General features: G+C 69.7%; 17 protein-coding genes. 6 read left to right on the top strand and 11 right to left on the bottom strand.

The window, feature by feature from the left end; translation table 11 throughout:
* The first annotated feature begins 68 nt into the window (after positions 1-68).
* From E7V67_018690 to E7V67_018670, 5 genes are all read left to right on the top strand, one after another.
* Positions 69-668 carry a tetratricopeptide repeat protein gene (locus E7V67_018690; GenBank protein ID WUR11718.1) on the top strand — a complete coding sequence of 200 codons (600 nt, stop codon included), beginning with the start codon at positions 69-71 and terminating at the stop codon, positions 666-668.
* Between the two features lie 75 nt (positions 669-743).
* Positions 744-1,235: a type VI secretion system tube protein Hcp gene (locus E7V67_018685; GenBank protein ID WUR11717.1), complete on the top strand. Its 492-nt coding sequence runs from the start codon at positions 744-746 to the stop codon at positions 1,233-1,235.
* Positions 1,236-1,294: 59 nt separating this feature from the next.
* Positions 1,295-1,948 carry an AAA family ATPase gene (locus tag E7V67_018680; protein WUR11716.1) on the top strand — a complete coding sequence of 218 codons (654 nt, stop codon included), beginning with the start codon at positions 1,295-1,297 and terminating at the stop codon, positions 1,946-1,948.
* Between the two features lie 68 nt (positions 1,949-2,016).
* Positions 2,017-3,621: a methyl-accepting chemotaxis protein gene (locus E7V67_018675; protein ID WUR11715.1), complete on the top strand. Its 1,605-nt coding sequence runs from the start codon at positions 2,017-2,019 to the stop codon at positions 3,619-3,621.
* 98 nt (positions 3,622-3,719) lie between these two features.
* Positions 3,720-4,334 (top strand): tRNA-uridine aminocarboxypropyltransferase, encoded by a 615-nt coding sequence (locus E7V67_018670; GenBank protein WUR11714.1) that lies wholly within the window; start codon positions 3,720-3,722, stop codon positions 4,332-4,334.
* Here E7V67_018670 and E7V67_018665 read toward each other — a convergent pair.
* From E7V67_018665 to E7V67_018655, 3 genes are read right to left on the bottom strand one after another with little or no spacing between them, the layout of a single operon-like run.
* Positions 4,331-7,174 (bottom strand): Hsp70 family protein, encoded by a 2,844-nt coding sequence (locus E7V67_018665; GenBank protein ID WUR11713.1) that lies wholly within the window; start codon positions 7,172-7,174, stop codon positions 4,331-4,333. The genes E7V67_018670 and E7V67_018665 overlap by 4 nt on opposite strands.
* A gap of 10 nt (positions 7,175-7,184) precedes the next feature.
* Positions 7,185-9,032: an Hsp70 family protein gene (locus E7V67_018660; protein ID WUR11712.1), complete on the bottom strand. Its 1,848-nt coding sequence runs from the start codon at positions 9,030-9,032 to the stop codon at positions 7,185-7,187.
* The gene (locus E7V67_018655) at positions 9,029-9,601 is read right to left on the bottom strand and encodes a DUF2760 domain-containing protein (protein WUR11711.1); all 573 of its coding nucleotides are present in this window, start codon (positions 9,599-9,601) and stop codon (positions 9,029-9,031) included. The genes E7V67_018660 and E7V67_018655 overlap by 4 nt, the downstream gene beginning before the upstream one ends.
* Positions 9,602-9,786: 185 nt before the next feature.
* On the opposite strand from E7V67_018655, the gene E7V67_018650 reads away from it, so the two are divergent.
* Complete coding sequence (locus tag E7V67_018650; GenBank protein WUR11710.1) at positions 9,787-10,944, top strand: PA0069 family radical SAM protein; 1,158 nt, start codon at positions 9,787-9,789, stop codon at positions 10,942-10,944.
* A gap of 97 nt (positions 10,945-11,041) precedes the next feature.
* Here E7V67_018650 and E7V67_018645 read toward each other — a convergent pair whose 3' ends face one another.
* The 8 genes from E7V67_018645 to E7V67_018610 form a co-directional block, all read right to left on the bottom strand.
* The gene (locus E7V67_018645; protein ID WUR11709.1) at positions 11,042-11,614 is read right to left on the bottom strand and encodes a gamma-glutamylcyclotransferase; all 573 of its coding nucleotides are present in this window, start codon (positions 11,612-11,614) and stop codon (positions 11,042-11,044) included.
* Between the two features lie 29 nt (positions 11,615-11,643).
* Positions 11,644-12,543 carry a LysR family transcriptional regulator gene (locus E7V67_018640; protein WUR11708.1) on the bottom strand — a complete coding sequence of 300 codons (900 nt, stop codon included), beginning with the start codon at positions 12,541-12,543 and terminating at the stop codon, positions 11,644-11,646.
* Positions 12,544-12,609: 66 nt separating this feature from the next.
* Positions 12,610-13,572, bottom strand: a complete 963-nt coding sequence (locus E7V67_018635) for a PfkB family carbohydrate kinase (protein WUR11707.1) — start codon at positions 13,570-13,572, stop codon at positions 12,610-12,612.
* A gap of 63 nt (positions 13,573-13,635) precedes the next feature.
* Positions 13,636-14,853, bottom strand: coding sequence for an ROK family transcriptional regulator (locus E7V67_018630; protein WUR11706.1), 1,218 nt, complete (start codon positions 14,851-14,853; stop codon positions 13,636-13,638).
* On the bottom strand, positions 14,850-15,305 hold the full coding sequence (locus E7V67_018625) for an RbsD/FucU domain-containing protein (protein ID WUR11705.1): 456 nt from the start codon (positions 15,303-15,305) through the stop codon (positions 14,850-14,852). Before E7V67_018625 ends, E7V67_018630 begins: the two co-directional genes overlap by 4 nt.
* A complete protein-coding gene (locus E7V67_018620) occupies positions 15,298-16,080 on the bottom strand; it encodes an ATP-binding cassette domain-containing protein (GenBank protein WUR11704.1) in 783 nt (260 codons plus the stop codon). Before E7V67_018620 ends, E7V67_018625 begins: the two co-directional genes overlap by 8 nt.
* Before the next feature lie 3 nt (positions 16,081-16,083).
* Entirely contained in the window at positions 16,084-17,112 is a 1,029-nt protein-coding gene (locus E7V67_018615; GenBank protein ID WUR11703.1) for an ABC transporter permease, read from the bottom strand.
* A gap of 47 nt (positions 17,113-17,159) precedes the next feature.
* Positions 17,160-18,155 carry a sugar ABC transporter substrate-binding protein gene (locus tag E7V67_018610; GenBank protein WUR11702.1) on the bottom strand — a complete coding sequence of 332 codons (996 nt, stop codon included), beginning with the start codon at positions 18,153-18,155 and terminating at the stop codon, positions 17,160-17,162.
* Between the last annotated feature and the right edge of the window lie 71 nt (positions 18,156-18,226).

The following is an 18,226-nucleotide window of genomic DNA, read 5'->3' as shown; positions in this document are numbered from 1 at the left end:
CGTCAACGCAATCGACGGCCGGGGTAACTCTTGAATAATGCCTCCACCCCGCCCGCTAGGAGATGACTATGAGAAACACTGTACGAACCGTCCTGCCACTCGTGACGAGCCTGCTGTTGCTGAGTGCATGCGCGACCGATCCCGCCACCGGCGCCGGCGCCCCGACCGTGGCTGCCGCACTGGCCGATGCCGAGCGCAGCGTCGCATCCGGCGACGTCGAGCGCGCATACGCGATCCTGCGTGGGGCGAGCGCGAAATTCCCGGCCGAGAAGGCGCCGCTGATCCAGCTCGCGCAACTGAAGTTCGACCGGGGCGCCTACGGCGAGGCGATCAGCGCCGCGCTGGCGGGCTTGCAGCGCGATCCAAACGACCGCCAGGGCAACAGCATCGTGGCCGTCGGCGGCCTGCGCCTGTCGACCAAGGCCCTGGCCGACCTGAGCAAGCAGAACCATCTGGGCGGCCCGCTGCGCACCGAGGCCCAGCACCTGGCCGGCCTGCTGCGCAGCAGCCTGGGCGAAGACGTGCTGGTGCCGGCGGTGCAGAAGCCGATCCGGCCGGTCGCCAAGCCCCGTGCGGTCACCGTCAACAGTGGCGCCCAGGGGCGCGCGCCGACGACGGCCGTGACCTCGCAGTCGGGCGGCGCCGATCCGTTCGGCGCGCTGAAGTAGTTTCACTCCGACTGGTCGCGGAGCGGCGGCACACGACCAACCCGATCTTTCATCCACCAACGAGAGGAGCACACGATGGCTATCGACGTCTACTTGCAAATTGACGGCATCAAGGGGGAGTCCACGGACGAAAAACACAAGGAATGGATCGAATGCAAATCGGTGGGCTGGGGCGTGCTGCAGCCCAAGTCCGCCACCGCCTCCACCGGCGGCGGCCACACGGCCGAGCGCTGCGAGCACCAGGACATTCTCATCACCAAGCTGGCCGACCTGTCCTCGCCGGTGCTGCTGCAGACATGCGCCGCGGGCAAGACCATCCCGAAAGCGAAGCTGGAATTCATGCGCGCCGACGCGATGGGCGAGCGCATCAAGTACTACGAGATCGAGATCGAGAACGTCCTGATCGGCAAGGTCACGCCGGAAGTGAAGGAAGGCGACATCCTGACCGAATCGGTGGCGCTGAAGTTCTCCAAGGTGCGCTGGCGCTACACCCAGCAGAAGATCACTGGCGGCGCCGGCGGCAACACCTCCGGCGGCTGGGACCTGGCCGCCAACCGCATTGTCTGAGCTGCGTCTGCGACGCTTGCCGCGGCGTTCGTCGCGGCTTTTTTTCGAGAGAACCGAGCATGATGAGTCTTGCAACCACGATACCGCACGACCTGCACCTGCGCCTGCACGACCGCGTGCCCGGCCAGCTGCACGCGATCGCCACCGTGACGCAGCGCCTGCGTGCCGCCCGTGCCGGCCGGGGCGATCCGGACGGGCCGTTGGCGTCCGGCCTGTTCGTCGGTCCGGGCGAAGCCGGTCGCACGCGCACGGCGCTGGCGCTGGCCGAACTGGTGTACGGCGGCGCCCATGCGCTGATCGCCGTCGACATGGCGGCATGCACCCGGCAGCATGAAGTGCTGGCGCTGCGGCATGTGCTGGCCGACCTGCTGCGCCGCGATCCGCACCGCGTGCTGCTGCTGGACCGCCTGGAACGGGCCCACCCGGCCACCCTCACGCTGTTGCGCCAGGTGCTGGCGCACGGGACGCTGGACGGCGCCGACGTGCGCCAGGCCATCGTCATGGCCACCACCGATATCGGCGTGCAGACCATCGCCCAGGCCTGCCGTGGCCGCGCCGGCCCGGCGCTGCCGGCGCCGCTGGAGCTGGAACTGCTGATCCGGCCAGCGCTGGTGCGCCAGTTCGGCGCGCCGTTGCTGGACCGGCTGCAGCTGGTGCCGTTCTATCCCGTCGATCGCCCGATCGCCGTGCCGCAGCGCCTGCGCGCGGCCTGAAGCGGGCACGCTTGCATTCTCTCTGCAATGGCGGCAGACTGGCCGTACGGTACGCTCCGGGAGGGACGATGCATCTGCGCAATCTTCGAATCGGCACGAGGCTGGGGTTCGGCTTCGCGGTGGTGCTGGCGCTGCTGGCCCTGATGACCCTGTTTGGCGTGCTGCGCATGCAGCAGGCCAGCCGCATGACGGAAAGGCTCGTTGCCGAGCATGCCCGCAACGAGCGCCTGATGGCCGAGTGGACCAAGATCATCGAGGTCAACGCGGCGCGCGCCAGCGCCGCCTTCCTGGCAGTCGATCCCGCCGAGCAGAAGGCCATCGAGGCGACAATGGCGCAGTCCTCGGCGCGCGCCACCGAAATCCAGGACCTGCTCGGCCGCGAGCTGACCGAACCGTCCGCCCGTGCCGCGCACGCCGCCGTGCTGGCGGCCCGCAAGGCCTACGTCGCCACGCGCAAGACCGTCCTGACGAGCAAGGCCAACGATCCCGCCGGCGCACGCCGGCTGTACACGACGGAACTGGAAACACGCCGCGTGGCCTACCTGGACGCGCTGGGCGCGCTGCTGCGCACCGAACAGAAGGCCCTGGACGACACGGCGGCCGAGATCCAGCGCACGTACGAGAGCGGCCGCAACCTGCTGCTGGGGCTGGGCCTGCTGGCCATCGCGACGGGCATGCTGCTGGCCTGGCGCATCACCCGCACGATCACGCAACCGTTGCACGAGGCGGTAACGGTGGCCGAGCGGGTTTCGGCGGGCGACCTGACCAGCATCATCGACGGCGAGGCGCGCGACGAGATGGGCCAGCTGATGCAGGCGCTGAAGAAGATGAATGGCAGCCTGATGACGATCGTCGGCCAGGTACGCAACGGCACCGAGACGATCACGACCGCCTCGACCGAAATCGCGGCCGGCAACCTGGACCTGTCGTCGCGCACCGAACAGCAGGCCAGCTCTTTGCAGGAGACGGCGTCCTCGATGGACGAGCTGACCTCCACCGTGCGCCTCAACGCCGACAACGCGCGCACGGCGCGCGAACTGGCGCGCGCGGCCGTCGAGACGGCCGTGCAGGGCGGCGCCGTCGTGGGCGACGTGGTACGTACGATGGACGCCATCAGCGCGTCGTCCGGCCGGGTGGTGGACATCGTCGGCGTCATCGACAGCATCGCGTTCCAGACCAATATCCTGGCGCTGAACGCGGCCGTGGAAGCGGCCCGCGCCGGCGAACAGGGACGCGGTTTCGCGGTGGTCGCCTCGGAAGTGCGCGCGCTGGCGCAGCGTTCGGCCACCGCGGCCAGGGAGATCGCCGCGCTGATCGGCGAATCGGCCCAGCAGGTGCAGGCCGGCGGCGCGCTGGTGGGCCGCGCCGGCGCGACCATGCAGGAAGTCGTCGGCGCGATCCAGCAGGTGACGGCCATCATGGATCGCATCGCCGATGCCAGCGCCCAGCAGCAGAGCGGCATCGAACAGGTCAACCAGGCCATCACGCAGATGGACCAGGTAACGCAGCAGAACGCGGCGCTGGTGGAGCAGGCGGCAGCAGCCGCCGAGGCGATGCAGGAACAATCCTCGCGCCTTGCCGATGCCGTGGCCGTGTTCCGCGTCGGTGTCGATGGGGAGCGGCCGGCGCGGCGGCGTGACGATCGGGCCGTGGTGCCGCGCTTGACGGCCTGAGCGCTGTCGAACCCACCGGTGTCAGGCACTTGATTGTGGGTCTGCGACCCGCAATCAGGTGCCTGACACCAGGCGTCTCGAGCAGCTACAATGCCCCGATGACCTCGAAACGCCTCACGTGCGCAACCTGCCTGCGCCCAGCCACCACCTGCATCTGCCAATGGATCACGCCAACTCCGATGCGTGCTGGTGTCCTGCTGCTGCAGCACCCGCTTGAAGTGCACAACGCGAAAAACAGCGCCCGCCTGCTGCACCTGTCGCTGCCCGGCAGCGTGCTGGTCATCGGCGAAACCTTCGCGGCCAGCACGCTGCAAACCCTGCTGGCCGGCCCGCGCCGTGCCGTGCTGCTGTACCCCGATACGCCCGGTGACGCGTCGCTGGGCATCGCGCCGCCACCGCCGTTCGAGCCGGCATGGGCGATTGACCCGGCCAATCTGCTGCTGGTGGTGCTGGATGCGACATGGCGCAAGAGCCGCAAGATGCTGTACCTGAATCCGGCATTGCAGGCCTTGCCGCGCCTGGCTCTGCGCGACGTGGCACCGTCGCGGTACGACATCCGCAAGGCGCACGCGCCCGGCCAGCTTTCGACGCTGGAAGCGGCCGTGCACGCGCTGGCGCAGCTGGAAGACGATACGGGGCGTTATGCGCCGCTGTTGAACGCGTTCGACGGCTTCGTCGGCCAGCAGCAGGCGCTGGCCACGGCGCGCGGCTAGCCGATCAGCTTCAAGCCGGGCGGCAGCGCCTCGCCGAACATGCGCTGTTCGCTGGCGTGGTCCAGTTCCACCACGTCGCGCACCATTGCCGCCCAGGTGGGCGGGGCGCCCACGCTTGTCAAGCGCCGCACGATCTCGGCGCGCAAGGTGTCGTCGATGTCGCGCGAGCGGTCGCCCGTGCGGCGCGCCAGGTGCGCGGCGGCAAAGCCGGCCGGCTCGATCTTCTTCCAGTCCAGCTGCAGGATGGCCTGCAGCCATTCCTCGACGGTGGCCTTGGGGGCGACTTCGTGCGCGCTGCCGTGGAACGGCTGGCGCGCGCCGACCCGGCCCAGCGCCCACAGGTAGCGCGTGAAGGCGGCGGCCGCCTTGGCGTCGAACTTGGGACCGGCAGCGGGCAGCGCGACGATCTGGCCCAGCATCCAGTTGCCGATCTCCGCCTTGTAGGCGGACGGGATGCGCTCCAGCGCGGCGCCCAGGCGCAGCATGTCTTCCTCCGCGCCCTCGACCAGGGTCACGGGGCGGCGGCTGCGCTCCTCGCCGCTGGCCTGCAGGTTGAACGCGAAGTCGTCCAGCAGGCGCAATTGCGCGTCCTTGTCCAGGCCACCGGCCACGCGGCGCCATAACGTCCACCATTCGGCGCGCACCTGGCGCTCCTTCTGGTACTGCACGCCGCTCTCGAACAGCGCCCACAGCTGGCCGATGCGCCAGTCGTCGAGCGGATGGCCGAAGCCGGGGCGCAGGCAGAAGCCGGCGAGATTCATCCAGACGCGCTCGTGCTCGGGCGAGCGGCGCCGCCCCTTGGCGCGTTCCATCAGCGCGTCGAACAGGCGCCTCAGCAGCGGCGTGGCCCAGCGTTCGCGGCTGCCCAGGAGCTGCTCGAGCTGGCCGCGCAGCTGCCGTACTTCCTTGACGTCGACCTGCTGCGCGCGGCCGCCGAAGATGCGCTCGATCCGTTCGACTGCATCGGCAAAGCGCGGCGGCGGCGCCTCTTCCTGCACCTCGGCGCCTTCCTCTTCCTGGCCGCGCAGCTGGAATTCCAGCAGCCAGCGCTGGCCGTCGGCGCGACCCGCTTCGACGCAGTGCACCTCCAGCGTGCCGACCTCGGAAAGTGCCACCGCCAGCTGCACCGGCACCTCCTTGCGCGCCGCGCTGCCGGCCAGCTGCAGCACCATGGCGATCGGCGGCAGCGCGATGAAGTCGGCCGGATCGAGTTCGCCCACGTCGCCGGCGCGTTCGCCGGCATCGGCCACGGTGGAGACGAGGTGGAAGCGCACCGGCCGGCCCACGCGCAGCGCGAAGGTGCGGTCGGTCAGCCTGACCTCGCGGCCCGGCTGGGTGCCGCGCGGCAGGATGCAGACGCCGCGGCGCGCCACGCCGGGCGCCTTGTCGCCATCGAGCAGCAGCCAGTAGCTGCGCGGCGAGCCGCCCTCGATGGCGGGCGCGAAGCCGTGCCGCGCCAGCGTGTAGGCGACGCCGCCGCGGGCCACGGCAACGTCGGGATTGTCGTTGTGGAGTACCTTGACGGGCGCGCCGCGCCAGCCGTCCAGCGTGGCCTCGAGACGGCGCGCCAGCGCATCGGCGCGGAACACGCCGCCGTTCAGCAGCAAGGTATCGGGCACGGGCAGGCTGTCCCCTTCGCTGCCCAGCGCGGCGTGCGCGGCGACCTGGTGCTGGCGCAGGAACGAGACCAAGTGGCGCGTGACGGCCGCGTCGCTGGCATACGGCAGGCCGAATTCGACGATGGCGCCGCGGCCGCGGCGCGCGCCTTCCTGTCCGGCGTTCAGCGGGAAGAAGCCGTCCACCACGATGCCTTCGACATCCTGTTTCGTCAAGGTGACGGTGCGGCTGCCGCCGATCAGCTTGGAGCCGCTGCCCAGCAGCGTGACGTTGACCTGCGCCGGCGCATCCTGCGCCAGCAGCTCCTCCTTGGCGCCGCGGCAGCGTTCCGTCAGCTGCGCCAGGCGGCCGGCCGTCAGCCGCGCCGGGGCCGCTTCTGCAGTCGCCTGCTGGGCCGGCAGGCGCGATTCGGCCAGGTGCGCCAGCGCCAGGTCCATATTGTCGCCGCCCAGGATCAGGTGGTTGCCCACGCCGATCCGGGTCAGCACGGGTTCGCCATGTTCGATATCCACCCGCACCAGCGAGAAGTCGGTGGTGCCGCCGCCCACGTCCGCCACCAAGACCAGGCGGGTGTCGTGCAGGTCGGCCGCCAGCGTGTCGCGATGGCGGTACAGCCAGTCGTACAGGGCGGCCTGCGGTTCCTCCAGCAGGCGCACGTCGGCCAGGCCGGCCAGGCGGGCCGCTTCCAGGGTCAGCGCGCGGGCACCCTCGTCGAACGACGCGGGAATCGTCAGCACGATCTGCTGGCGCTCGAGCGGGTGGGCAGGGAAGCGGGTGTTCCAGGCACCGCGCAGGTGTGCCAGGTAGCTGGCGCTGGCGGCGACGGGCGAGACTTGCGCCACCTCGTGGCTGGCGCCCCAGGGCAGGATGGGCGCCGTGCGGTCGACGCCGGGGTGCGACAGCCAGCTCTTGGCGCTGGCCACCATGCGGCCCGGCACCTGCGCGCCCAGGCGCCGCGCCAAACGGCCGATCACGACTTCCGGCACGCCGGCCACGTCGGCCTCGCGCCACGGCAGTTGCAGGTCGCCGGCGGCCAGTTCGCCCATGGCCGGGTGGTAGCGTGCGGACGGCAGCAGGGTGGCGGCGCCCACTTCGCCGGGCGCCGTGAGCTGCTCGATGGCGAACAGCTCGATGTCGCGCGACCCCGGCGCGGCATACGCCAGGACCGTGTTGGTGGTGCCCAGGTCGATGCTGACCAGGTACTGGCCGTGGCTCGGCTTCATGCGCGCGGGCTTATTGGGCGTCCTGCGCGCGCACGTCGAACTCGACCTTCCAGCGCTGGCCGTCGCGGGCCACCGCCAGCAGTTCCAGCGTGCCGGCCTCGGTGGCGCGCGCGTGCAGGCGCACCTGCACCACGTCGCCGGCCTGGCGGCCTTCGGGCGACAGGTTGGCCTGGATCTCGTTCATCTCGATCAGCTCTTCCGGACCCCAGAAGTCCAGCACGTCGCCGATCTGGTCCTGGCGACGGGTGGAGGAGCCGAAGAAGCGGAACTGTACAGGCTCGCCGACCACCAGGCCGAACTCCTGGCCCGGCAGTTCCAGCTCGCTGCCTTCCTCCATGCCGAACGGCGCCACGCACAGCGCCTGGATCGGCGGCTCCATGCCTGGGATGGCCGGCATCGACGACTCGACGGCCACGTAGTACGAACGGGCCGTGCCGCCGCGGATGCGCACGCCGGCGCCGCGCCGCACGTAGCTGTAGTACGCGGCGCCGCGCGCCACGGCCAGGTCCAGGTCCGCGCCGCCCAGCATGCGCGCGGGCTCGGCGCCTTCCATGTACAGCCAGTCGTTGATGGTGTCCATCACGCGCTGGGCCAAGAGGGCCGACTTGAACACGCCGCCGTTGAACAGCACCGCGCTCGGATGCAGGAAGGTGTGCTCCGGGTTCTGGCGCTCGGCGAAGCCCGGCACGTCGGCCGTCGCGCCGACCTGGCGGGCCAGGAAGGCGGCCAGGTGGCGGGTGATGGCGGCGTCCTGCGCGTACGGCAGGCCCAGTTGCGTCAGGCCGGCGCGGGTGCGCACGGCCGGGCGCGCGGAGGCTTCGACTTTCGGGAAGAAGCCGTCCGTGATGAAGGTGGTCACTTCGGCGCGCGTCAGTTCGGTGCGGATCGAACCGCCGATCAGCTTCGAGCCGCGGCTCGGCACCACGATCGGCCAGCTTTCCGCGCTGGCGTCGGCCAGCAGGTTTTCCTTGGCCGCGCGGCAGCCGTAGGTCAGCGCCCGCAGCTGCCACGGGTCCAGTTGCGTGCCGTTGGTGGCCAGCTTGCGCGCCACCAGGTGGGCCAGCGCCAGGTCCATATTGTCGCCACCCAGCAGGATATGGTCGCCCACCGCCACGCGGTGCGGCTCCAGCTTGCCGTCGCGCTCGGTGATGGCGATCAGCGAGAAGTCGCTGGTACCGCCGCCCACGTCCACCACCAGGATGATGTCGCCCGGCTTGACGTCCTTGCGCCAGCGGCCGTCGCTGCCCTGGATCCAGCTGTACAGCGCGGCCTGCGGTTCTTCCAGCAAGGTGACGGCTTCATAGCCGGCGTTGCGCGCCGCCTCGGCGGTCAGCTCGCGCGCGCCCGGGTCGAAGGACGCCGGGATCGTCACCGTCACGGCCTGCTGCGTGAACGGCGCGTCCGGGTGGGCCGTGTCCCAGGCCTGGCGCAGGTGCTGCAGGTAGCGCGTGGAGGCTTCCAGCGGCGACACGCGCGTGACTTCCTCCGGCGCGTCGTTCGGCAGGATCGGGGCGCGCCGGTCCACGCCGGGGTGGCACAGCCAGCTCTTGGCACTGGAGACCAGGCGGATCGGCGTGGTGGCGCCGCGCGCGCGGGCCATCTCGCCCGCCACCGGGCCGGTGCCGCTGGCGTTCCATGGCAGCGCCAGTTCGGCGGCGGCCATCTCGTCCGGGTGCGGCAGGTACAGGAAGGAGGGCAGCAGCGGCAGGTCCTCAACGGTGCCGGGACCGGTCAGCTGGGGCACGCCCAGCACGGCCTGCCGGGTCTTCTCGCCGTCGCTGCCGGCCAGGTCCACATAAGACAGGGCGCTGTGCGTCGTGCCCAGGTCGATGCCGATGGCGTAGCGCGGATCGCTCACAGTTCCACCTCCGCCGGCGCCAGGATCTTGGCGTCATGCGCTTCGGCCAGCTTCGGCAGGCGCACGCTGGTGGCGCGCCAGCCGCGGTGGCTCAGCGCGCCCTTGAACGGCGGCTGGCCGACGACGTTGCCGGTCAGGCGCACGGCGGCGGCGTCGAAGCCCGCGTCCAGGGTCACGCGGCTGCCTTCGGCTTCGCTGCGCACGGGTTCGATGGTGAAGTGCTCGCGCAGCACCTTGGCGCAGCCCTCGTGGACGACGCGGGCGGCCGCGCCGATGTCGGCGTCGGCATAGCCGGCCAGGCTTTCCTGGGTGAAGTCGATCAGGCGCGCTTCGCGCTGCAGCAGTGCGAGCAGTTGCAGGGCCGCATCCGGCGTCGCTTCGCGCAGCGGGGCCGGCGCCGGCGCCGGTGCAGGCGCCGGCGCCGGCGTCACCGGCGCGGCGGCCGGCACTGGGGCCGGGCCCTGCTGGATGCGGGCGGCGAATTCGGCGTCGCCGAGGGTCTTGAAGAAGGCGCTGAAGGCGAGGGGAATCCGGCTCCAGAACGACGGCAGATTGTTCGATGTGCTCATTTTGCTCTTGATATTGGGTTGGGTCGGGCGTGCCGTGTACCGGCGCCGACCTGCGGAATGGCGAATGATACCAGCAGGGACCGCGTTGGCGGTATGACAAGAGCCGCACAATTGCCACGTGCGCGTTGCAGCGGCGGGCGGATCGGCCTACAATACTGTATGCATATACAGTTATCGGTGAGTCGATGCGTAATGATCAGTATGAAGGCCAGGTAATGCTGCCGCCCCGTCCCTTGCAGCCGCTGAAGGGGCGCGGCGCTGTCGCCAACATCCAGGGGCGCTACGAGGTGAACGGCCGCGAGGCGTTCGACGACGGTTGGGAGAGCGAGGACGAGGCGCCGCGGATCTGGCGCACCCACGTGACGGAGGAAATGGCGAAAACCATCCTCAGCCGTAACCAGTCGCCGGATATTCCATTCGGCGTATCGCTCAACCCATACCGGGGCTGCGAGCACGGCTGCATCTATTGCTTCGCGCGGCCGTCGCACAGCTACCTGGGCTTGTCGCCGGGCCTGGATTTCGAAAGCCGGCTGTATGCCAAGGTGAACGCGCCGGAACTGTTGCGCAGCGAGCTGTGCAAGCCGGGCTACCAGGTCGAGCCGATCGCGCTGGGCGTGAACACGGATGCCTACCAGCCGTGCGAGCGCGACTACAAGCTGACGCGCCGTGTGCTGGAGGTGCTGCAAGAGTGCAACCACCCGGTAGGGCTGATCACGAAATCGTCGCTGATCGAGCGCGACCTGGACATCCTGGCGCCGATGGCGGCGAAGCGCCTCGCCGCCGCGTCGATCACCCTGACAACGCTGGACCCGAAGATCGCCCGCACCCTGGAACCGCGCGCGGCGGCGCCGGAACGCCGGCTGCGCACGATCCGCACGCTCACGGAAGCGGGCATTCCGGTCGGCGTCTCGATCGCCCCGATCATCCCGTTCGTGACGGAGCCGGAAATCGAAAAGATCATGGAAGCGGCGCGTGACGCCGGCGCGATCGCGGCCAGCTATGTCGTGCTACGGCTGCCATGGGAGGTCAATCCATTGTTCCAGCAATGGCTGGAGGCGCATTTCCCCGACCGCGCCCAGCGCGTGATGAACCGGGTGCGCGAAATGCACGGCGGCAAGGACTACGACGCCACGTTCGGCAGCCGCATGCACGGCGAAGGCATCTGGGCCGACCTGATCCGGCAACGGGTGGAAAAGGCCATCGTGCGCTACGACCTGGGCGGCGGGCGCGGCATGCGCTTCAAGCACCTGGACTGCGCATCGTTCAAGCGGCCGCTCGTGGCGCCCCCGGCGGGTACGCGCGCCAAGGCGGCGGCGCGGGCGGGGCAGATGGAGTTGTTCTAGATCGCTCGCGGTTTCGGGACGGTGGTAGAAACCCCCGGTGTCAGGCACCTGTTTGCGAGTCGGAGACTCGCAAACAGGTGCCTGACACCATGGGTCATCAACGCGACCGACTCAGTTCGACAAGGTAATCCTCGATCGCAAACACATGCTCATCCCGATGCCCCAGCTCCCTGAGCGCCTGTGCCAGGTGCAGCAGGTACTCCGCATTCGGCCCGCTCGGCCCGCGCGCGGCGGCGATGTGGCGCGCGATCTCCAGCTCGGAAGCTTCGCCCAGGTAGGCCGCGTTGTCGTGCCGCGCCACGTAGACCAGGCCTTCCTCGACACCGCCGTCGTCGAAACGGATGTCGATGGCCACGCGCAGGTAGCCGTTCTTTTCCCGATGGTCCAGGTGGGCGAACTCCTCCGGCGTGACCAGATACGCCATGCCGTGACAGATGGCGCCTTCGCAAGGGACGATCGTGGCGACGCGGCCCGGCGCTTCGGGCGTGCCGCGATGGTCGTGCGAGCCTTGCCAGAAACGGCGCGTCCAGCCGGCGATGCTGGCGCTCCTGCGCTCCAGGTAGGGGAAATCGGCTTTCCAGATCAGGGAGCCGTAGCCGAACAGCCACACGCTGTGGTGACCGTCGAATCGATCCATCGCGCGGTTGATCTCGATGGTGTTGTGCGACATGGGCGAACCGGGAAGTGACGGAACCGCGATTATAGGCCGGGGCGCTGCACGAACCGCGCCAGGAACGCGGCAAAGCTGGCTGCCGCCGGCGACGGCGAGCGCGTGGTCTTGGTATGGATATGGAACTTGCGCGTCAGCTCGGGTTCGATCAGCGGCCGCATCTCCAGCCCGTGCAGGCGCACCATCGGCGCGGCGTACGGCAGGCAGGCCGTCACGCCCTGGCCGGCCGCGACCAGCGCCAGCGCCGTTGTCATGAACGTCACTTCGCTGTACGGGTGCAGCGGGTCGGCCAGGCTGCCGCGCTTCATGTCGCGCAGCAGGCGTTCCGTGAACTGGCCCTGCAAGGCGATGAACGGATGGCGGCCCAGGTCCGCCCAGCGCACCGTCTCCTGCGCGGCCAGCGCATGGCCGGGCGGGCAGACGGCGACGAACGGCATCTCGAACAGCAGCTGCGCCTCGATGTCGGGCAGCGCGTCGCGCTCCGGTCCCACGCCGATGTCCACCTCGCCGCTGAACACCCGCTGCGCCACGTTGTCGACCGGGCAATCGACCAGCAGCACCTGGATGTCCGGATACTGGGCGCGGTAGGCGGCGATGGCCTGCGGCAGCAGCGTGCAGGCCATCATCTGCGGCGCCGCCACCCGCACCACGCCACGGCGCAATGCCTTGCGGCTGGCGATGTCGGCCAGCGCGCCGTCCAGGTCCTGCAGCATCTTGTCGAACAGCGGCACCAGCTCACGCCCGACGTCGGACAGCTCGACGCGCCGCGTGCTGCGTTCCACCACCTTTACGCCCAGCAGCGTCTCCAGTTCCTTGATCTGGCCGGACAGGGCCGACTGTGTCAGGTGCAGCAGCGCCGCCGCCTGCGTAAAGCTGCCGGTGCGGGCGACGGCGACCAGGGCACGCATCTGGCGCAGGGTAGGATTCATTGAAGATACTGATAAATGGCTGTTGAGAGACCCTTTCTATGATATCCCATCGCGCCACCCTGAAGGCTACGAAGGCTGCGCCACCGCGCCCGATTGCAGGTAGAGCGCGACGTCGGCCGCCTCGGGCGGCTGGCAACCGACGCGCATCGCATTCAGGCTGGCGGTGGCGACGGCATGGCGCAGCGCCGGCCCCAGCACGGCCGCATCGGCATCGGCCAGCGCGGCGACCGACAGCTTGCCGCCGGCGGCCAGGCTGCTCACCAGCCCGGCCAGGAAACTGTCGCCACAGCCGACGGTGTCCATGACCTCGATGCCCGCGGGCGCGGCCAGCGTGACGCAGGCGCGGCGCGACAGCAGCACGGCGCCCTGCGCCCCCAGCGTCAACGCGATCAGCTGCGCGTCCACCGTGTCGAGCAACGTGCGCGCGGCCGCCAGCGGCGCCACGCCCTCATAGCCGAGGTGGTGCAGGTCTTCCTCGCTGACCTTGATCAGGTGGGCCCGCGCCAGCGCGCGGCGCACGCCGGCGGCGTAGCCCGGCAGGTCGGCGCACGCCAGCGGGCGCAGGTTGGCATCGACCGAGACCAGCGCACCGGCCGCCGCCGCGGCCTGGATGACCTCCAGCGTCGCGTCGATCTCGTCCGGCACCAGCGCCAGCCCGCCCGTATGGAACAGGCGCATGCCGGACGGCAGTGCCGCGCGCGCCCGCGCCGGCGTGATGTCCCGGTCGGCCACACGCTCGCGGTGGAACGCATAGCTGGGCGAGCCGCTGGCGTCCAGCGTCACGATGGCCAGCGACGTGGGGCTGGCGCTGCGCACGGCGCCGGGCAGGTGCACGCGTTCCTGTTCGAGCAGGTTGACGAAGCGCTGGCCGAAGCTGTCCTGCGACAGTGGGTTCAGATACGTCACGTCCAGCCCCTGCCGCGCCGCGGCGATCGCGAAATTGCACACCGCACCGCCCAGCGCCGCGGCAAAGCGGCCGTCCGGCATTTCTATCATGTCGACCAATGCTTCGCCGAATGTCACTACCATTTCATGTCTCCTGATATCGGCCGCCGTGGCGGCCGGTTGTCCAAAAATAGTCGTGAGCAGCGGCTACGCGGCCGCGCTCAGGATCTTCAAAAACAGCTCGCGGTCGGGCGCGAAATGGGCGTGCAGCGGCAGCAGCGCCGCGCCCACGGCTCGCGCGTCGGCGCCGACCATGCCGCCCAGCAGCGTGGGCTGGCGCACGCCGTCCCAGCGATAGTGCGACAGGGCCCGCGTGCTGCGTTCGAGCAGGCGCCCCAGCAGCGCGGGATGGGCGGAACCGTCGAGCACGACATGGCCGAGGTCGACCAGGCAGGCCGCATTGCATGTCGCCAACGCGATCGCGCGCGCCGCGTCCTCGAGCCACGCTTCCGTATGCGCCAGCCAGGGCCGCTGCAGCGCGCGCGCATCATGGGCGGCCCGCTCGTCCAGGCCGGCGGCGGCGTAGCGTCGCTCCAGCGCGAACAGCGATGCCGTGCTGAGCAGTTGGGCCGGCACGGCGGCGTTGTCGCCGCGTGCCAGCGGCATGGACCCCAGCGCGCCGGCGTTGCCGGTCAGCCCGGCATGCACGCTGCTGTCGAGGACCAGCGCGCCGCCGATGAAGGTGCCGACGAAGATGTACACGAAGCTGCGCAGGCTGCGGCCGTGCCCGGCCACCAGCTCGGCCACGCAGGCGGCCACCGTGTCCTTGGCGAACACGACCGGGACCGCGCTGCACGCTTGTACCCGGGCGCGGATATCGATCCGGTTCCAGCGGCCGGCCTGTTGCGCATCGCCATTCAACAGGCTTTGCCAGCCGCCCAGGCTCAGCGGCGCGGCGACACCGATGCCGCGCAGGCGCGCCGCCTGGCGCGGCCCGAGCTGCCCGCGCAAGCCCCGCAGGCCGGCGTCGATCTGCCCGAACAGCAGTTCCGGATCGGGATAGCGGTAGCCGATCGAATCGCGGGCCCGCACCTGGCCGGCAAAATCGACCAGCAACAGATCGACGCCGCGGCGCCCGATTTTCACACCGATAAAATAGGCCCCGTCCGGATCGAGCACGATCGGCACGGATGGCTGGCCGACCCGGCCGCGCCGCGGCGCGCCCCTGGCGACCAGGCCCTGGGCCGCGAGCCGGCGCACGATCAGCGCCACGGCCTGCGTGCTGAGCCGGGTCACGCGCGCCAGGTCGGCCTGCGGCAATTCGCCGTTCAGGCGGATCGCCTGCAGCAGCACGCGCTCGTTGAAATGGCTCATGCCGCTCGGGCTCGAGCCGCACGGGCGCAGCCAGGCACCGTCCGGCGTCATCGGCTGTCCGCCGGCCCAGTCAGCACCCCCTTGCGGAACAGGAAATTGGCATACGGCTGCAATTCGCCGGTCTGGACGACCGCATACGCCTGCTTGACCTGCTCGTAGAAGGCGAAGCGCTCGACCGCTTCGCACCGGGCCGGCGCCGCGCCACCGCCTGCGTGGCACAGCGCGATCACCTCGCCTTGCAGCGCCGAACGGTAATCGGCCGGCCGGTCGCACACGGCCATGAAGGCGACGGGCTGGCCGGGCAGGTCGAGCGGCAGCACCGACAATACGGCGGCGCAGGCCCGTTCCAGGCCGACGCCAGGCAGCCGGATCACGCGCTTGCCGCGCGCCAGCGTCATCGCCGTGAAGTTGGCGTCGACGACGGCGACCGCGTCGCCATGGCCCATTTCCGCCAACACCTTCAGCAGCTCGGGGCTGAGCAGGGGATCGAGGCCTTTAAGCATGGGCCAGCTCCGGCAGCTCGCGTGGGTCCTTGGCGCCGGTCATGACGGCAACGGTGTCGGACATGCTGATGTGCTTCGGATTGACGACCGCGACGCGCTTGCCCAGGCGCTGGATGTGGATCCGGTCGGCGATCTCGAACACGTGCGGCATGTTGTGGCTGATGAGGATGACGGGCAGGCCGCGGTCGCGCACGCGCCGGATCAGTTCCAGCACCATATTGCCTTCCTTGACGCCCAGCGCGGCGGTCGGTTCGTCCAGGATCACGACGTGTTTCGCGAACGCCGTGCTGCGCGCCACCGCCACGCCCTGGCGCTGGCCGCCGGACAGGGTGCCGACGGCCTGCTGCATCGAGCGGATGCCGATCTTCAGGTCCTGCATGTGGCCGACCGCCTCGGCCAGCATGCGCTTCTTGTCGATCAGGCGCAGCCACTTGCCCAGCAGGCCGGGACGCAGGATTTCGCGCCCCAGGAACAGGTTTTCCGCGATCGTCATCGCCGGCGCCACGGCCAGGTCCTGGTAGACCGTTTCGATGCCATGGCGGCGTGCGTCGATCGGCGACTTGAAGTGCACCAGTTCGCCGTCCAGGCGCAGGTGGCCCTCGTCGGGCACGACGGCACCGGACAATGCCTTGATCAGCGAGGACTTGCCGGCGCCGTTGTCGCCGATGACGGCCAGGATCTCGCCCGCGCGCAAGTCGAAATCGGTACCGTCCAGCGCGGTCACGCCGCCATAGCGTTTGACGAGGCCGCGCGCTTCCAATACGTGCGTGGTCATGGTTCAGCCCTTCTTGTGCGTCAGTTGATCGGTGGCGACCGCCAGGATGACGAGGATGCCGGTCACCAGGATCTGGTAGACCGAGGGCACGCCCATCAAGGTCAGGCCGTTGCGGAACACGCCGACGATCAGTACGCCGATCAGTGTGCCGACGACCGAGCCGCGTCCGCCGAACAGGCTGGTGCCGCCCAGGACCACGGCGGTGATGCTGTCGAGGTTGTCGGTCTGGCCGCCCTGCGGGTCGCCCACGCCCATGCGCGCCACCGACAGCAGCGCGGCGATGCCGTAAAACAGGCCGGCGACCATGTATACGCCGACCAGCACGCGCGAGGTGGCGATGCCGGTCAGGCGCGCCGCCTCGGGGTTGTTGCCGACCGCGTAGACGTGCCGTCCCGGCGCGGTCTCACGCAGGAACAGCCAGGTCAGCAGGTACAGGCCCAGCATCAGCACGGTGCCGTAGGTGATGCTGGTCGCACCGATGCGGAAGGTATTGCCGAAGAACGTCATGGCTTCCGGCAGGCCCGTGACGGTCTGGGCCTGCGAATAGATCTGCGTGATGGCGAAGGCGATATTCATCGTGCCGAGCGTGACGATGAACGGCGGCAGCTTGATCGACGTGACCAGCGCGCCGTTGACATAGCCGATCAGCACGCACACCGCCATGCCGCATGCCACCGCGGCGTAGGGATCCATGCCGTGGTCGACGGCGAACTTGGTCAGCACCACGGAACCGAGCGCCATCGCCATGCCGCAGGAGAGGTCGATGCCGGCCGTCAGGATGATCAGGGTCTGGCCGATGGCGATCACGCCGACCACCATGACCTGCTGCAGGATCAGCGAAAAATTCTGTCCGGTCAGGAAACGCTCGGACTGGGTCGCGAAGAAGATCACGGCGGCCAGCAGGGCGATCGAAGGGCCGAGGATGGCGGCCGGTGGCAGCACATCCTGCCAGCGCGCTTGGCGAGCCGGCGGCGTGGCCGGGGTGGAGGGCGGCGCGACGGGCGCCAGCGCGGGATTCGGTTGGGCGTTCATGGGATTCCTATAGCGAGATCGGAGGAGGGCGGCGCGCCGCCCCACGGTTACTTGCCCCAGCAGGCGCCAAGGCCGAAGGCGGTGTCGCGGCTGTCCACGCCCGCCATCTTCCGGTCGGTGACCAGGGTGACGCCGGTATCGACATAGCCGCTGGCCTTCTTGCCGGTGCGGGCATAGGTGACGCCGGCCTCGACTGCCAGCCCGGCCATCTTCAGCGGGTACTGCTGCGCGGTGGCCGCGATCACGCCGGCCTTGACGTCGCGCACACCGGCGCAGCCGCCATCGACGGAGACGATCAGCACGTCCTTTTCCTTGCCGGCCGCCTTGAGCGCCTTGTACACACCGGCCGCGGCCGGCTCGTTGATGGCGTAGACGAGGTTGATGTGGGGATTTTTCTGCAGGCAGTTTTCCATCGCGGTCTGCCCCTTGCCCTGGTCGCCGAAGCTGTCGGCCATGCAGACGACATCGGGACTTTTCGCCAGTTCCACCGTCTTCGGCCCGATCCCGGCCGCGCCGTAGCCCGCCAGGAAGCCGTTGTGCCGGGCGATGCCGACGGGGTGGCCCGGGAACAGGTCGATGGTGGCGATCTTCGCCGCCTTGCCGGCCAGCGCCGCCTTCGCGTACTGACCGATCAGCAGGCCAGCCTTGTAGTTATCGGTGGCGAACAGGGCGTCGGTGGCATTGGCCGGGTCGGTGGGGCTGTCGAGCGCGATCACCATCACACCCTGGTCGCGCGCCCGCTTGAGCGCCGGCACGATGGCTTTCGAATCGCTGGGGGTGATCAGGATCGCCCTGGCGCCAGCCGCGATCATGTTCTCGATCGCGGCGATCTGGCCGGCATTGTCGCCATCGGACTTGCCGGCACCGGTCAGCAACCTGGCGCCTTGCAGCTTGGCGGCGCGCTGCGCGCCTTCCTTCATCTTGACGAAAAAGGGATTGATTTCGGTCTTGGTGATCAGGCCGACGACGGGTTCGCCGGCGGCGCTGGCAGTAGCGGCGAGGGAGGCGATCAGGGCCATGGCGAGCCTGTGCTTTGCGGTCATGCGGGTCTCCTGGTTTTTGTAGGGGCTGCCCGGATCGAGCCGGGCAGTGCGCGCAAGCGCTGACCAAAATA

The organism is [Empedobacter] haloabium (assembly GCA_008011715.2).
GTDB classification, from domain to species: domain Bacteria; phylum Pseudomonadota; class Gammaproteobacteria; order Burkholderiales; family Burkholderiaceae_D; genus Rugamonas; species Rugamonas haloabia.
The sequence above is the reverse complement of the archived record's forward strand: the minus strand, read 5'-3'. Positions and strand labels throughout refer to the sequence as shown.

Excerpts from the sequence above, each read along its gene's own strand:
- E7V67_018685 (WUR11717.1), top strand. The coding sequence starts at position 744 with ATGGCTATCGACGTCTACTTGCAAATTGACGGCATCAAGGGGGAGTCC.
- E7V67_018615 (WUR11703.1), bottom strand. The coding sequence starts at position 17,112 with ATGAACGCCCAACCGAATCCCGCGCTGGCGCCCGTCGCGCCGCCCTCC.
- E7V67_018650 (WUR11710.1), top strand. The coding sequence starts at position 9,787 with ATGCGTAATGATCAGTATGAAGGCCAGGTAATGCTGCCGCCCCGTCCC.
- E7V67_018655 (WUR11711.1), bottom strand. The coding sequence starts at position 9,601 with ATGAGCACATCGAACAATCTGCCGTCGTTCTGGAGCCGGATTCCCCTC.
- E7V67_018670 (WUR11714.1), top strand. The coding sequence starts at position 3,720 with ATGACCTCGAAACGCCTCACGTGCGCAACCTGCCTGCGCCCAGCCACC.
- E7V67_018610 (WUR11702.1), bottom strand. The coding sequence starts at position 18,155 with ATGACCGCAAAGCACAGGCTCGCCATGGCCCTGATCGCCTCCCTCGCC.
- E7V67_018620 (WUR11704.1), bottom strand. The coding sequence starts at position 16,080 with ATGACCACGCACGTATTGGAAGCGCGCGGCCTCGTCAAACGCTATGGC.
- E7V67_018625 (WUR11705.1), bottom strand. The coding sequence starts at position 15,305 with ATGCTTAAAGGCCTCGATCCCCTGCTCAGCCCCGAGCTGCTGAAGGTG.
- E7V67_018635 (WUR11707.1), bottom strand. The coding sequence starts at position 13,572 with ATGGTAGTGACATTCGGCGAAGCATTGGTCGACATGATAGAAATGCCG.
- E7V67_018675 (WUR11715.1), top strand. The coding sequence starts at position 2,017 with ATGCATCTGCGCAATCTTCGAATCGGCACGAGGCTGGGGTTCGGCTTC.
- E7V67_018690 (WUR11718.1), top strand. The coding sequence starts at position 69 with ATGAGAAACACTGTACGAACCGTCCTGCCACTCGTGACGAGCCTGCTG.
- E7V67_018645 (WUR11709.1), bottom strand. The coding sequence starts at position 11,614 with ATGTCGCACAACACCATCGAGATCAACCGCGCGATGGATCGATTCGAC.
- E7V67_018630 (WUR11706.1), bottom strand. The coding sequence starts at position 14,853 with ATGACGCCGGACGGTGCCTGGCTGCGCCCGTGCGGCTCGAGCCCGAGC.
- E7V67_018680 (WUR11716.1), top strand. The coding sequence starts at position 1,295 with ATGATGAGTCTTGCAACCACGATACCGCACGACCTGCACCTGCGCCTG.
- E7V67_018665 (WUR11713.1), bottom strand. The coding sequence starts at position 7,174 with ATGAAGCCGAGCCACGGCCAGTACCTGGTCAGCATCGACCTGGGCACC.
- E7V67_018640 (WUR11708.1), bottom strand. The coding sequence starts at position 12,543 with ATGAATCCTACCCTGCGCCAGATGCGTGCCCTGGTCGCCGTCGCCCGC.